General features: G+C 58.8%; 16 protein-coding genes and 1 pseudogene. 11 read left to right on the forward strand and 6 right to left on the reverse strand.

Translation table 11 applies throughout. The annotated features are described in order from the left end of the window. The first annotated feature begins 19 nt into the window (after positions 1-19). A complete protein-coding gene (locus tag JOZ76_RS01190; protein WP_291696823.1) occupies positions 20-286 on the forward strand; it encodes a tail fiber protein in 267 nt (88 codons plus the stop codon). On the opposite strand, the gene JOZ76_RS38105 is transcribed toward JOZ76_RS01190, so the two are convergent. Beyond that, positions 238-519, reverse strand: coding sequence for a hypothetical protein (locus JOZ76_RS38105; RefSeq protein WP_366938531.1), 282 nt, complete (start codon positions 517-519; stop codon positions 238-240). The two genes, JOZ76_RS01190 and JOZ76_RS38105, sit on opposite strands and share 49 nt — an antisense overlap. Positions 520-569: 50 nt before the next feature. On the opposite strand from JOZ76_RS38105, the gene JOZ76_RS01200 reads away from it, so the two are divergent. The 6 genes from JOZ76_RS01200 (at position 570) to maiA (ending at position 6,452) form a co-directional block, all read left to right on the forward strand. Then, positions 570-866, forward strand: coding sequence for a hypothetical protein (locus JOZ76_RS01200; protein ID WP_441299954.1), 297 nt, complete (start codon positions 570-572; stop codon positions 864-866). A 119-nt stretch (positions 867-985) separates the two neighbouring features. After that, on the forward strand, positions 986-2,350 hold the full coding sequence (locus JOZ76_RS01205; protein ID WP_291696812.1) for an MBOAT family O-acyltransferase: 1,365 nt from the start codon (positions 986-988) through the stop codon (positions 2,348-2,350). Further along, entirely contained in the window at positions 2,322-3,242 is a 921-nt protein-coding gene (locus JOZ76_RS01210) for a hypothetical protein (RefSeq protein ID WP_291696813.1), read from the forward strand. Before JOZ76_RS01205 ends, JOZ76_RS01210 begins: the two co-directional genes overlap by 29 nt. 915 nt (positions 3,243-4,157) lie before the next feature. Then, the gene (locus JOZ76_RS01220) at positions 4,158-5,420 is read left to right on the forward strand and encodes a CaiB/BaiF CoA transferase family protein (RefSeq protein ID WP_291696815.1); all 1,263 of its coding nucleotides are present in this window, start codon (positions 4,158-4,160) and stop codon (positions 5,418-5,420) included. After that, positions 5,405-5,770, forward strand: coding sequence for a hypothetical protein (locus JOZ76_RS01225; RefSeq protein ID WP_291696816.1), 366 nt, complete (start codon positions 5,405-5,407; stop codon positions 5,768-5,770). Before JOZ76_RS01220 ends, JOZ76_RS01225 begins: the two co-directional genes overlap by 16 nt. A gap of 28 nt (positions 5,771-5,798) precedes the next feature. After that, positions 5,799-6,452 (forward strand): maleylacetoacetate isomerase, encoded by a 654-nt coding sequence (gene maiA / locus JOZ76_RS01230; protein ID WP_291696817.1) that lies wholly within the window; start codon positions 5,799-5,801, stop codon positions 6,450-6,452. Between the two features lie 18 nt (positions 6,453-6,470). Here the strand turns inward: maiA and JOZ76_RS01235 are convergent, their stop codons facing one another. The 3 genes and pseudogenes from JOZ76_RS01235 to JOZ76_RS01245 form a co-directional block, all read right to left on the reverse strand. After that, positions 6,471-6,911, reverse strand: coding sequence for an amidohydrolase family protein (locus tag JOZ76_RS01235; RefSeq protein WP_291696825.1), 441 nt, complete (start codon positions 6,909-6,911; stop codon positions 6,471-6,473). After that, positions 6,904-7,134, reverse strand: a pseudogene (locus tag JOZ76_RS01240) (hypothetical protein); the annotation flags it as partial. The pseudogene JOZ76_RS01240 and the gene JOZ76_RS01235, both read right to left, overlap by 8 nt. A gap of 37 nt (positions 7,135-7,171) precedes the next feature. Beyond that, on the reverse strand, positions 7,172-8,083 hold the full coding sequence (locus JOZ76_RS01245) for an NAD(P)-dependent oxidoreductase (protein WP_291696818.1): 912 nt from the start codon (positions 8,081-8,083) through the stop codon (positions 7,172-7,174). Positions 8,084-8,337: 254 nt separating this feature from the next. Here JOZ76_RS01245 and JOZ76_RS01250 point away from each other — a divergent pair, with 254 nt between their 5' ends. Together JOZ76_RS01250 and JOZ76_RS01255 are read left to right on the forward strand one after the other, a co-directional pair. Beyond that, entirely contained in the window at positions 8,338-9,495 is a 1,158-nt protein-coding gene (locus tag JOZ76_RS01250; protein ID WP_291696826.1) for an acyl-CoA dehydrogenase family protein, read from the forward strand. Positions 9,496-9,504: 9 nt separating this feature from the next. After that, positions 9,505-10,074 carry a flavin reductase family protein gene (locus tag JOZ76_RS01255; protein ID WP_291696819.1) on the forward strand — a complete coding sequence of 190 codons (570 nt, stop codon included), beginning with the start codon at positions 9,505-9,507 and terminating at the stop codon, positions 10,072-10,074. Here the strand turns inward: JOZ76_RS01255 and JOZ76_RS01260 are convergent. Next, positions 10,071-10,970 carry a polysaccharide deacetylase family protein gene (locus JOZ76_RS01260; protein WP_291696827.1) on the reverse strand — a complete coding sequence of 300 codons (900 nt, stop codon included), beginning with the start codon at positions 10,968-10,970 and terminating at the stop codon, positions 10,071-10,073. The genes JOZ76_RS01255 and JOZ76_RS01260 overlap by 4 nt on opposite strands. Before the next feature lie 25 nt (positions 10,971-10,995). Then, positions 10,996-12,099: an LLM class flavin-dependent oxidoreductase gene (locus tag JOZ76_RS01265; RefSeq protein ID WP_291696820.1), complete on the reverse strand. Its 1,104-nt coding sequence runs from the start codon at positions 12,097-12,099 to the stop codon at positions 10,996-10,998. A 242-nt stretch (positions 12,100-12,341) separates the two neighbouring features. Between JOZ76_RS01265 and JOZ76_RS01270 the strand changes: the two genes are divergently transcribed. Both JOZ76_RS01270 and JOZ76_RS01275 read left to right on the forward strand, forming a co-directional pair. After that, a complete protein-coding gene (locus JOZ76_RS01270; RefSeq protein WP_291696821.1) occupies positions 12,342-12,827 on the forward strand; it encodes a (2Fe-2S)-binding protein in 486 nt (161 codons plus the stop codon). Further along, on the forward strand, positions 12,824-14,445 hold a 1,622-nt coding region (locus tag JOZ76_RS01275), incomplete at its 3' end, for a xanthine dehydrogenase family protein molybdopterin-binding subunit (RefSeq protein ID WP_291696822.1). The genes JOZ76_RS01270 and JOZ76_RS01275, both read left to right, overlap by 4 nt.

The following is a 14,445-nucleotide window of genomic DNA, read 5'->3' on the forward strand; positions in this document are numbered from 1 at the left end:
CTATGCCGCGCTGTTTTCGATGGTCGGCACCACATACGGTGTTGGCGATGGGTCGACGACCTTCAACCTGCCGGATGTTCGCGGTCGGGTTCGCGCAGCGATTGATAACATGGGCGGTTCCGATGCCGCGCGTCTGTCTAGCGGAAATTGCTCGCTTGTAGCGGTTCGAGGCTCCCTTGGCGGAGCGGGCGGCGAAGGTGCGCATTTGCTCTCGCCCAACGAAATGCCGGTTCACAGTCACCGTACCAGGCCAAACTCAAAGCCGGAAATGTTGAAAGCAAGATAGCTGCCGATCTGGCCGCCGGCGAGATTGCGGCGCAAACAGCGGAAACACAGGCCGTTACGCAATATCGGATCGCAGAGATCGGACATTGGTACGAGCCCGACAAGTTGATGGCGTATTTCGTCGCGCTGTACTTCGGAAAACTCCTCGTTTGGGACAAGATGTTCGGGCTCGGCACGACCGATCCGCTTGCAGGCTTCGCGTCCACGACCGCGAATCTCATCGTGTCCTTTCATTTTGCCAAACGGGGTTTCGAAAATGTGGCAAAGATCATCAGGCGGTAATCATGCTGCGCGATGAAGACATCAGGACCATCGTTGCCGAGACATTGGCCGAACAGCAGCGACTGCATCGCGACGACATTGAAGCGATCGTGCTCAGGGCGATCGCGACAATTCTGACGTCGTTTGGGATGGAGGAAGAGGATCGAAGAGAGCTGCGCGCCGATTTTCAGCACCTGCGGCGCTGGCGCAAAAGCGTGGAGCAAGCCCAAAGCTATACTTTCAAGGCGGTGATTACGATCATCGTGGCTGGTATTCTCGGAGCTCTCTGGCTGGGTATCAAGCTTACGCTTGGCAAGTGATCAGGCGGCCGATCTGCCCGGTTAGCCCGGGCGTTGAAGGGACTTGCGAAGCTCAGGCATGGGGACTATGCCGAACTCGCTCGCAATGTCAGAGTTCCCATAAACACCAACCGGGACGCATGAGCTTTACGTCGTGGCAGTTCGCGATTTTCGTCGCGGTGGTATTCGGGGTGTACTATTCACCGCCGCTCAGACGGTTTCAGATTCAGCTGCTCGTGTTTTCGAGCCTGTTCTTCTATGGCTACGGCCAACCCGGACTCTTGCCGCTGCTCGCCGTCGCGGTGTGCGGAACCTTTGTGTTTCTTATACTGGCTTTGCGCAACCGCGCGATCTGGCTGCCATCAGGTGTCGTTTTCAACCTCCTGCTCCTGGCATTCTTCAAATACAAATTCCTGTTTATCGGAGCCGATCCGCAAGACTTGACGGGCGTCACGCCGATCGACCTCCTCCTCAAACTTCCCTTGCCAATCGGCATCTCATTCTTTGTCTTTCACAATGTCAGCCTTCTGGTCGACTTAACGCGGGAGGAGGCGAGACGGCCATCATTGACGGATGTCTTCCTCTACATCGTATTCTTTCCACAGCTCGTTTCAGGCCCCATAACGCGGGCCGAGATGTTCTTTCCGCAGATCAAGCCGAAGTATGTTGCGGATGTGCCGTTCGTGGAGGCCGCAAAGTGGATCGTGGCGGGTTATTTTTTCAAGCTCTTCGTCGCAAACAATCTGAACGAGATGACGTCCTATATGGACTTCCCTCTGTATGAGACATTACGAACCGAGGATCGATGGTTGCTCGTCTTCCTGTATAGTTACCAGATTTATGCCGACTTCTTCGGATATACGGCGATTGCAATAGGAATCGCCTTGCTTTTCGGTTTTCGTCTTCCGATCAACTTCGATCTTCCGTATATTTCAAGCGCGTTCTCCGAGTTCTGGACGCGTTGGCACATCTCGTTGTCGAGCTGGTTGCGGACCTATCTCTACATTCCGCTCGGAGGCAATCGCTGCGGCGCTGCAAGGACCAACCTGAATTTGATGATCGTGATGGGGCTCGGCGGCTTGTGGCACGGTGCAGCGATAAGCTATTTGGTATGGGGCCTATTTCACGGATTACTGCTGGTCCTGGAGAGGCCTTTCTTGAGGAGTCTTCCAGCTTTTGACTCGGCACCATTGCGGTTTGTCCGCATGACCTTTGTATTCCTTTGCGTTAGCGTGCTCTGGATTTTCTTCAAGTTGCCGAGCTTCGATCATGCTCTCAGCTATCTCGCCGGCATGTTCAAGCCGGGTACAAATCCCAATCCTCCCAAGCTGTTTCACGATCTGGCCCTGCTCTATGCGCTGCCCGTCATGATACAGCATCTCGGATTTGGTTCCGTGCTGCAGTCGCGGTTGTCCCGTTGGGAGCCCTATCTGTATGGAGTGATGGCGGCGCTTGCCTATCTGGAGGCCGGTCCGGATGTATCGTTCATCTATTTCCAGTTCTGAGCACATGGGGCACAGCGGTGACCTCCGTTGGTTGGTCAGATGCGCGTCGGCCGCGCTGCTAGCGCTGCTGGTCTGTGCCATTGCGGCGCTGCGGCTGGGTGGCGGTCTGGAGCTACCGGCCACCACAACTCGCGACAGTGCGCTGCTGGCTCTGAATAGATATCTCAGGGAGCCCATTCCTGACGTGGTATTGGTCGGGAGTTCGCTGACCTTTCGTCTCAGCGAGGAGTATTTTGAGACTCCCCGACTACGAAATTTGGCGTTAGCCGGTGGCTCGCCTCTCACCGGACTGGAAATCGTTGCGCATCAATCGCAGCTTCCCAAAATCATTTTGGTTGAAACCAACGTCCTCTCCCGACCAGCGGACGACGTCTTGGTCGAGAAATACACCAGGAAGCAGCAGGTTGAGTCATTGTTTTTGCGTCCCCTGAGATTCGGGGTGGCCAGCTACGAAAACTGGATGCATAAACCAGCCAGCCATTCGAAGATGGCCGACGCACTAAACCGGCTCATCATGCAGGCGCCCAGCGATTTCGACAATCGCACCTATATGGAACGCGCGGTTTCGCAGCTTGACGCTCTGGATCCGTCGCCCGCCGTCCGAATGAGCGTCGAAATCGTGCGAGGATTGATTCCGGAGCTTGAGGAGAGGGGCGCCAAGGTATTCCTGTTTGAATTGCCCTATATCGATCAGGTCGAGAAAACCCGGGCAGCGACGATAACGCGTGAGATCGTCCACGCCGCATTTCCGGAATCCAGCCGGTGGTTGCCCGTCGACGTCGCAAGAAGTGATCTGCGTTGGGCTGACGGCGTGCACCTGGACGAACGATCGGCGCTGATCACGGCCAGATCAATAGAAAAAATTTTCGCTGTGCGTAGTCACGGCGGCTGAAGGCGTCTATAGCATGATTGGGCGGCCTTTTCGCAGCACCCGAGAAATTGAGACACCCGACCCCGGTCATTGTGTCGGTTTTCAGTTTCTGAGCACTTTATCCCAACGTCGTAGTTGAGACAGATGTCTCCGCCAGGGGCACCCGGTCATTTTCGCAGATGACATCCCGCGGGCGTCTGGTGTTGTGCCGGCTCTTTGTGTCGGCGTTGCTCTTCTGGCGTCCGGAGGGGCAGAACCGGCTAAAAGGGGTTGCGAAAAATGTATCGGATACGGGAAGTCGATGGCTCAGACGACGAGATCTCCGATACTCTGAGGGGACTCCACCGGCTCACGTTTCTGGACTCCGCGCCCGTTCCGGAATTCGGTGTGGGACATTGGTGGCTGGCATATCAAGAGCGGCTTCCAGTGGGTTTTGCCGGCGTCGTGCCCTCAAGCTATGTTGCAAACGCCGGATATTTCTGCGGGGTCGGAGTGCTGCGAGCACATTATGGCCACGCCCTCCAGTTGCGGATGATGCGCGCGATGGAGCTTCGCGCGCGCCAGAACGGATGGCGTTGTGTTGTGTCCGATACGACGAACAATCTCTTTTCTGCAAACAACTTCATCCGAGCGGGATATCGCCTCTACCAGCCGGGACAGCCTTGGGGATGGTCCAATACGCTCTATTGGCGAAAGCCCACCAAGTCTCTGGCTTTTGGGCGCCGAATTAGAAGGACACGGACGCCTCTTTCATGAGCGCCGGACGGCATCGATGGAGAGAAAGTCGCCCGGTGGCCATCTGGCCACCGGGCTTTTTTTTGTTGTCTTCGCCAGTATAAGGAATACCGTTCGGACGGCAGCTTCTGCAGCAGCCGGCCATTCGGGGACAAAGGATCGCGTAGAGCGTCCCGGACAAACGGAAGGAAACCTACAGCCATGGCCGCAATGCCGCCGCTGCCGGAGCGGATGCCGCGATCGAAAGATGCGCCGACCGCGCTCGAGAATCTGTTGGTCGTGGACTTTACGCGAGTTGTCGCAGGGCCGGCGTGCACGCAGTCACTCGCCGATTTTGGTGCGGAAGTCATCAAGATCGAAAATCCGGAAGGAGGAGACGATACCCGCGCCTACGAGCACGCAGAAATCGGCGGTGAAAGCGCTGCCTATCTGAGTTTGAATCGGAATAAGCTCGGCATCACTCTCGATCTCACCGTGCCGCAGGCCCGTGACGTCGCCCGGGAGCTCATTCAGGGCGCCGACGTCGTGGTGGAAAATTTCTCAGCCGGGGTGATGGAGAAATTCGGATTGGACTACAACTCTGTGGCGCCAAGCAATCCTCGGTTGGTCTATTGCTCGATATCGGCCTACGGACGCAAGGGACCGTTCGCCTTGCGACCAGGCTTCGATCCTATCACACAGGCGGAGAGCGGCTTCATGTCGCTGAATGGCTTTCCGGACGGACCACCCGTTCGGACCGGGCCGCCGATTGTCGACATGGCCACAGGGATGTCAGCCTGTAACGCGATCCTGTTTGCGTTACTGGCTCGCGAACGCATCGGTCATGGGCAACATGTCGAGGTCGCACTTTTCGATATTGCGATGGCCATGACAGGTTTCTATGGCATGGCTTATCTTATCAACGGCAGCAACCCCGGCCGATTCGGAAATTCGCCGAATGGCTCGCCGAGCGTAGGCGTTTACGAAGCCTCCGACGGGCCGTTCTATATCGCATGCGCGAACGACCGGCTTTATCGTCGATTGGTGACGGAGGTCCTTAATCGGCCAGACCTGACCACTGATCGGCGGTTCGCGACGCGAAGAGAGCGTTCTGCCAACAAGGAGCAGCTTCGCGCAATCATCGCTGAAGCTTTCTCGAGAGACAGGCTTGAGAATTGGATGGCAAAGATGAAGGCGGCGAACATACCCGTTGGCTATCTTCGCACGGTGGAGCAGGGATTCAACGCGCCTGAAGCGCGCGAGCGTCATCGCTTGAGCCGTATCCCGCATGCTTTGGCGGGATTCGTCCCCAACATAGAGACGCCGCTTGGCATGAGCCTGACGCCTGCCGTCGATCCCATCGCCGCTCCGCTTCTCGGCGAGCATACCAAGGATGTCCTATGTCGGCATCTCGGCTACGATGACAATCGCATTGCCGCCCTCGCTGCGACTGGCGCTCTCGGTAAAGATTGGAGTCGCGGCTGAAGCAGGCCCAGGAATTGCGATGGGCCGCTTCCGGCAAGGAGCTGACGCAGGCCTTCGTCACGGCCCTATGGCGAGCGCTCAACGGGCTCACTCGATCGACGAAGGTTTCATCGACGCAGCGCGGCTGCTCGAAGCATCGGAATGGCACGGATCGGCGTATTGTCGGCGAGTTTATTGGCGCCGAACGCGGCATTGGCCGCCTGGTCATCGGATCGGAAGCGTGGCGCGAAACGTTAGGGATGATGGTGGCCGTCATCGTGTTGATGCCGATCGGCGTTATCCTCTCGGCGGGAATTTGGCGATTGCAGGCATATCTGTTGCGGTGGCGGCGCCCCCACATGGTAGGGTGAGAAATTCTCCATCCGAATGGACAATCCGATGAGTATGAGAGTTTATGGATTCTGGCGCTCGCTCGCATCATTCCGGGTCCGCGTCGCGCTCAAGATCAAGGGCATACATTTCGTTGAGATACCAATTGACATTCTCCGCGGCGAACAATTCGAGCACGGATATGCGGAGGTCAACGCCGAACGGGTCGTGCCTACCCTGGTTCATGAGGACCGCTCGATCTTTCAGTCATTGGCGATCATGGAATATCTCGATGATATCCAACCGGCCCCACAGCTCATTCCGCGGGACGCAAGGGAAAGGGCGTACGCCCGTTCGCTGGCGCTCGTGGCGGTAGCAGATGCCCATCCCTTGATCACACCGCGTGTCTGCAATCATCTGGCCAAGGCGTTTGGTGCCGACGCTCAAGCCATCGAAAGCTGGAGAATGCACTGGACCTTGGAAGGGCTTGCGACTTACGAACGGCTTCTGACGCGCCGTTCGCCTGCGCCTTTTGCCTTGGGCGAAGAGCCGTGCGTCGCCGATATCTGCATCGCGGGCCAAATCATCGCTGCGCAGTTTTTCAAGATTGACCTGGCGGAGTTTCCGTACGTCGGACAACTCGCCGAGCGCTGCTTCGCGCTTCCGGCCTTTGCTACTTCCCATCCGCACGAGCAGCCCGGATACAAGGCGAAGCCGGGATAAGTCGGTTTGGGAGCAGAGCTACGGAGCGAGCCCGAGCACGCGTGCGGCGTTACCGCCCGCGATCTGGGCCAGGATGCGTTCGTTCATCCCTTTCACACCGGCCACATGGCCGATCGGATTGCACTCAGCCATGTCGAAAGGATAGTCGGTGCCCATCACGATACGATCGGGGCCGAATACCTCGATCAGGTAAGCGAGCTGATGGTAGGTGCAGACGACCGTATCAAGATAGACCTGCCGGAGATAGGTTGTCGGAGGCAGCGGAAGATCGGCACGGGAATCCTGCCGTGCACCCCAGGCGTGATCGATCCGGCCTGAATAGCTTGCCAGGTAGCCACCGCCGTGCACGGCCATCAGCTTCAGTTCCGGAAAGCGCGCCAATGTGGCGGAGAAGATGAGGTTGTGCAGGGCAAGGGTCGTGTCAAATGGATTTCCAAGAACGTTGTTGAAGTTAGAAATGTGTCAGGCGCTCGCCGTGGGTGAAGCCGTTCGGGTGCATCATGATGAATGCGCCGAGCTGCTCCGCCCTTGCAAAGAAGGTACGGAACTTGGGATCGGACAGCTCCTGACCGTCGACGGTGGTGAGGATTTCGACGCCCTTCAATTTCAGCGTATCAATCACATAATCCAACTCCCGCGTAGTCCGCGTCAATCCGAGATGGGCGCGCCGACCTCCAGCGCGAGACTGGTTGGACGCGGCGAGTCTCGGTTTCGGGACACTAGCTTCGTTCCGATTCTGGCTCGGATGGCAGGGTCTTCCTCAGCACCTCGAAGACAGATGCCGTGTCCTGGTCACCCAGTCCCATCGCCAGCGCTTGGGAATAGATCCCTTGAGTCAACGTAAACAGGGGGGTTGCGCAGCCCACGCCGTCGGCGAAATCGGCGATGATGGCCATATCTTTCTTCCAGGTTGAAACTCGCATGGTCGCGGGCTGATAGACGCGATCGACCATCATAGGGGCTCGCAATTGGAACATACGGGACCCGCCTGCACCAGGCCCGATCAATTCGACGACCGCTTTTGGATTGAGCCCGGCACATTCCGCCAGAACCATTGCCTCGGCTGCCGCGACGTTGTTGATTGCGACCAGATGATTGGCAATGAACTTCATTCGGCTGCCATTGCCGAACCTGCCAAGATCGGCACTCTGTTTCGCGAAATCCGCAAACAGCGCAGTACATTTCGCAATAGCTGCGCTGTCACCGCTGGCATAAACGACGAGATCACGCAGCTTCGCCTGCGCTCCCGTTCCGCTCAGCGGGCAATCCAAAGGGACATGACCAGCCTTCCCCAAAATGGCTTCGAAATTGAGCTTGTCGGCGAGGCTGAGCGTGCTGAGCTCGACGACGATCCTTCGAGATTGACCTGAAGAAGCGATCGCGTGCGCCACGTTTTCGACGGCCTCCGGTGTGGGAAGAGAGGTCATAATGACCGGCGATTCGCTCGCAATCTCGGCGACGCCTTGGACAATGGCGACGCCCTCTCGCCCGAGTTCACTCCGGCGATCGGTGTCGACATCGAAGCCGAGCACTCGCCATCCCCGATCGACCAGGTTGCGGGCGATTGCGCCTCCCATGATGCCGAGCCCGACAATCCCCACGGTTCTGTCCATGCCGGTCCGTTCCTTCACGCGTGATTTCGATTGACGGGTAACGTCACCCGCGCCTTAACTAGGCCTCAAGCGACCAACAATCGCGAAGTGACACCGACCGGTCAAGCGGGCGTCAGGCCCACCGGATGGCGAGATGGCCGATATTCGAACGCCAACGCTGAGGTCCGCGCGACTGGAGAGCTAGCGAGGAACGCGAGATGGCCAGTGTCGGTCGCAAGGCAAGCACGGGCGAAAGTGTCGAGAACGGGGGCGCCAGTTCCGCTTCTGCGAAGATGGCAAATGCCGCCGAGGCGTTAATACCGCAGCTTCGCGCGCGAGCCGCCCGCACCGAAGAGCTGCGGCGGATTCCGCCGGAAACGGAACGTGACCTCCATGATGCGGGTCTGTTCAGGATCCTGCAGCCGAAGCGTGTGGGAGGTGCCGAGCTCGATTATGTTGCGCTGGTCGATTGCGCGGCCCTGCTCGCGCGCGGCGATGCATCGGTTGCCTGGAATTTGGCAAATCTTGCAAGCCATCACTGGATGCTCGGCATGTTCGACAAGCGCGCGCAGGATCTGGTCTGGAACAAGGACGTCAACGCCCTGATCGCCTCATCCTTTATCTTTCCGGCAGGTCGGGCAAGGAGGGTCGAAGGTGGCTATCGGCTGCGTGGCAGTTGGCCGTTTTCATCCGGCGTCGCGTCATGTGAATGGAACATGCTGGCGAGCGTCGTGTCCTCGGAGGATGAGGCTGATGGGATCGAGTATCGAATTTTCTTGATTCACAAGAACGATTACGCGATCCTCGACACCTGGGATGCCGCGGGCTTGCGCGGGACCGGCTCGAATGATGTCGAAGTCAAGGATGCTCTCATCGCCGAGCCCATGACGGTCGCCGTGAGTGATCTTGCCGGCGGCCCGTCGCCCGGGAGTGCCGCCAATCCGAATCCGCTCTACGCTTTGCCGGTCTTTTCGCTGTTTCCTTACGTGCTTTCCGGCGTTGCGCTCGGCAACGCGCAGGCCTGCCTGCACGATTATGTCGAACTCGCGCGGCACCGGGCGTCGACCTATGATCGCACCAAACTCGGTGATTTGCAGACGACGCAGATCAAGATTGCAGAGGCCTCGGCAAAGGTCGATGCAGCTCGCCTGATCATGCGACAGAACTGCATTGAAGCGATGGCCGACGCGAAACGAGGTCAAATTCCGGATATGGCAACAAAGACCCGACTGCGCCGCGATGGTGCATTTTCGGTCAATCTCTGCACGGAGGCGGTATCGCTGCTTTTTTCCGCCAGCGGTGCGCGAGCCTTGTTCACGACGGGTGTCTTGCAGCGGCAATTTCGCGATGCGCATGCAATCAATTCGCATTTCGCGTTCAACTTCGACGCTGCCGGCACCAACTATGGCCGGGTTGCGCTTGGTCTCCCGTCTGAAAGCTTGACGCTCTGAGGCCGACGGATGAATGACGCGCCAAAGCACCCGGTCCATCCGAACCTGGCCAACGAACTCGCCAGCGACAGCTCGCCAATCGACCCGCGTGAATTTCGCAACGCGCTCGGCACATACGCGACCGGCGTGACAATCATCACAGCCGCCGGATCCGACGGCAAACCCTACGGCTTGACCTGTAACTCGTTTGCGTCGGTCTCATTGAACCCGCCGCTTGTTCTCTGGAGCCTCGTACGCTATTCGTCGAGTCTGAACGCATTTCAGAATGCCACTCACTTTGCCGTAAATGTGCTTGGCGCGTCCCAACAGGCGCTTGCGAACAAGTTTGCGAAATCCTCGGACGAGAAATTCGTTGGCGTCGAGTGGTCCCCGGGGCTCGGCGACGCGCCGCTCCTGAAGGAGAGCGTGGCGAACTTCCAGTGCCGTTCTGTCAATCGCTACTATGGCGGCGATCATGTGATTTTTCTCGGCGCAGTCGAGGCCTATGCCTACAATCATAGCGAGCCACTGCTGTTTGCGCGCGGCCGCTATGGCCGCTTTGTTTCGGCGGACGGCCGCGATGGCACGGATAAGTCCTAAGCTCGGTTAGGAGGCCCGCGCCGGCTATCGCCTAGGGCGGCCCGGTACCAGTCGCCGATCTCGCTCGCGGTCATGAGAGCGACACCGTCGTGGCCAACCACATAGTCCAGCAAGGCTTCGAGATATTTGATCCGGTGCGGCACGCCGGTGATGTAGGGATGTATCGAGATCGCCATGATCCGCGCGTTTGTCTTGCCTTCCAAATAGAGCCGGTCGAACTGATCTGTGCAGCGCCTCAGGAATTGGTCTGAAGGCAGGTGCTGCAGCGCATGGATCACGATATCGTTCGTTTCGACCGAGTATGGAATGGTCGTGATGATGCCGTGGGGCGTAGCGATGTCCTGCGGAAGATCATCGATGACCCAGTCGGCGACATATTCGATACCGTTCTGTCGCAGCAGGTCGAGAGTTTCTTCAGTCTCCGTCAGGCCGGGACTTTCCCAGGACCGGGGTGGCTTGCCTGCGAACTTTGCGATCGCTTCGACGGCCCGCTTGATTGCATCGGGCTGATTGTCGAGCTTGTGCATCGGCCCCTGAACGAAGCCGTGGCCCATGAACTCAAACCCTGCGTCGAGGGCGGCTGATGCGACGCGCGGGTAGGAATGGCAGACATTGGCATTCAATGCGAGCGTAACCGGGATGCTGCGCTCGGTCAGCGCCTTGAACTGGCGCCAAAAGCCTGCGCGCATCCCATATTCGTGCCAGGACCAATTGGGCACATCGGGCAGCAACGGCTGCCCCATCGGCGGGCTCAGGACCGTTCGCGGCATCGGGTTTTCGATCCGCCATTCCTCGACGTTCAGGATGACCCAGACGGCAAGCTTCTTGCCGTTTGGCAGCACGAGCCGGGGCCGATCAATCTGAGCTTGGTAAGGGATACGGTCAGTGAAGGCCACGGGAAAACCTCTGGTGAGATGCAGGCTAACCTGCGGCATTGGATTGTCTTGAAGCTGCGTTGATGCGCGGCATCACTTGCTCGGCCATCAGGATCATCGACTGTCGCCCGAGTTCGCGGTCCTTCCAATCCTTACCGGCATAGAGCAGCGTTCCGAATGTTCCGACTTCATCCTGGAAGGCCAGGAGTTGGTCCGTTACGCTGTCCGGTGTTCCCCAGATGATCAGTTTGTCGCAGATCGATTCGAGCGTGACGTCCTCGTCAGGTTGATCGCGTCGCGTCTTGAACAACTCGAGGCGTCCGTTCTTCTTCAACTTGGTGAACAGGGAGCGATAGTAATAAAAGTAGGGGCCATTCGGATCGGTCGCGTAGGCCCTCGCAGTCGCGGCATCCTTGGCGACGAAGACGCTTTTGGCGACGCGCCAGTTTGCGGGATTTGCGACACGTCCCGCGCGTTCGCAGCCCTCGACATAGCGAGGCCAGTGGCTTTTCACCCAGGCCGGCATCAAAAAGTTGGCCGAAATCGGCTCCCAGCCGCGAGCGGCCGCCTCGGTAACGCCTTTCGAGAACGGGGCGACGGCGGTGACGACGATGGGCGGATGCGGACGTTGCAACGGGCCTGCAATAAATCCCTGACCGATTTCCGCTAGCAAGGTCCTCTGGGTGGAAACATTCCAATATTTACCTTGAAGGTTGTAAGGCGGATCATTCTCCCAGATTGCAAGAACCTGATTGATTGCTTCGAGAAACATGGCGTTGCGGTCGGCATCGAGATTGCCGAACAGTTCGGCGTCCGAAAGCAGTCCGCCCGGACTGATCCCGAAAATCAAGCGGCCATCGAGCATGTGGTCCAACATGGCGATGTTCGCGGCGACCGTGGCGGGATGGGCGTTCGGCATGTTGATGGTGCCGGTGCCAAGCCTGATCTGCCGGGTCGCTGCGGCGATCCATGCAATGAACGCGACGCAGGAGGTGATGTTTTCGGCGCGGTCCGTGACGTGCTCGCCGACATAGGCTTCAGTGAAGCCCAACTCGTCGGCCAGCAGAAATGCTTCGCGGTCTTCGTTGAGACACAACCGCCAATCCTTCTCGAGTGGATGGATCGGCATCGTGAAGAAGCCCAAATTCATTCCGGTGCGCTCCGATGTCTTTCATAGCGCACCGTGCGGCCTTCGTGATCGCAAGACAAGCCCAAAAGTCGATGCGGCCCGGGAAACCCGCGCGAAGACCGGCTTGACGTTCTTGACCTTTTCCGGCCGGAGCTCTCTAATCCGCCGCAGCAGATAAAGGTGGACGGTTGCCTCCGAATGCGTGTCCTGACCCGTTACCCCGACATGCCGGCCTCGTTGACGATCGCGGAAAAGATCCACAGATGATCGCGCCATGCGCAATCTCCCTGACTGTCAACGGCGAACAGATCGAGGCACTCGTGCCACCGCGACTTAGTCTTGCAGACCTTCTACGGGAGCATCTGCAGCTGACGGGAACACACGTCGGATGCGAGCACGGCGTTTGTGGTGCCTGCACCGTTCGCCTGAACGGAGAGATCGTTCGCGGGTGTCTGACACTGGCAGTTCAGGCGGGCGGTGCCGTTGTCGAAACGATCGAAGGCCTCTCGGATGCTGGTGAGATCACCGATCTTCAGGCTGCGTTCCGCGACCGCAACGCCCTGCAATGCGGCTACTGCACGCCGGGAATGCTGGTGACCGCTCAGGATCTGCTGTTGCAGTGCCCCGCGCCTGATCGCGAGCGGATACGCGAGCATCTCTCGGGAAATTACTGCCGTTGCACGGGCTACGAGGCGATCGTCGATGCCGTCGAGGCGACGGCCCGTTCGCGCAGGGAGCGCGGACGATGACGCGAACGGATGCGGAACCGCTATCGGTGTTCGATCGGCCGAACTCCTATATCGGCAAGGCCGTGCCGCGACCTAATCTCGCGCGACTGATGCAGGGAAGGGGACTTTACGTCAGCGATCTCGAATTGCCGCGAATGGCTCATGTCGTGTTTTTGCGGTCACCGCATGCGCATGCGCGGATTGCGCGCATCGAAGCGCACGAAGCCAGGCGGTTTCCGGAGATTATCGCCATCGTGACTGGGGTGGAGCTTTCGAATGTTATCTCACCCTGGGTCGGGGTGCTCTCCCACCTGAAGGGCCTCAAGTCGGCGCCGCAGCACGCGATGGCGGTCGACCGAGTCTGCTGGCAGGGCGAAGCGGTCGCCGCCATCATCGCGAAGAGCCGCGCCGCGGCCGAAGATGCGGTCGACGCGGTCGTCGTCGAATATGAGGAACTCGCGCCGGTAACGGATATGCGGTCTGCACTCGACCCACAGACTCCGCTCATCCATCCCTCGCTCGGCGATAATCTGGCATTCGAGCGCTTGCATCATACCGGAGACGTTGATCGGGCTCTTCTGGATTCCGACGAGATCGTGGAAGCCGAATTCGTTTTTGGGCGGCACACGGGTGTCACGCTGGAACCGCGCGCGGTCGTTGCCGATTGGAATGCCGCGGAGGCGAGGCTTACCATCTACCAGGGCACCCAGGCGCCCCACATGGTCCAGAACATCGCGGCGATGCATTTGGGCCTGCGGGATTCGCAGGTGCGCGTGATCTGCAAGGACGTCGGTGGTTCGTTCGGTATCAAAGTCCATGTCTATGCCGACGAGATGGCGACCTACGCGCTGTCGAAAATGCTGCGGCGACCGATCAAGTTCGTGGCAGACCGCTTCGAAAGCTTCAATACCGACATCCACGCGCGGGATCATCGTTGCAAGGGGCGGATCGGCATCAAACGCGATGGCACGATCACAGCCTTCGAGATCGACGATCTCACCGGGATCGGTCCGTATTCGATGTACCCGCGAACCAGTGCGATCGAGGCGAACCAGGTCGTCAACCTTGTCGGTGGACCATATCTTTCGAAGGACTATCGGGCGCGGACGAGGGTCGTTTTCCAGAACAAGAACGTGATGTGCCAATATCGGGCTGTTGGCCATCCGATCGCCTGTTCAGTCACCGAGGGGCTGGTGGATCTGGCCGCAGCGCGCATCGGTATGGATGTCGTCGAGATCCGGCGCCGCAACCTGATTCCGGATGACGGATATCCCTGCGCCTCGCCGACCGGGCTGCGCTTCGAGAGATTGTCCCATCATGCCTCGCTGCAAAAGCTGCTGGCGATGATGGATTATGACAGGTTGCGGGCCGAACAGAACGAATTGCGCAAATCGCAGGTCTATCGCGGCATCGGCATTGCCAGTTTCATCGAGGTCACAAACCCGAGTGCGGCATTCTACGGCATCGGGGGAGCCCGGATTTCGTCGCAGGATGGCGTCGCGGTGCGCCTTGATGCGCAGGGCGCGGTGATTTGTCAGACCAGCATCACTGAACAGGGCCAGGGCTCGGAAGCGGTCACGGCACAGATCGTCGCAAGCGTTCTCGGCGTCTCGATGGATCGCGTCCGCGTCATTCTCGG

Origin of the sequence: Bradyrhizobium sp. (assembly GCF_019244115.1) — a bacterium.
Lineage (GTDB): Bacteria > Pseudomonadota > Alphaproteobacteria > Rhizobiales > Xanthobacteraceae > Bradyrhizobium.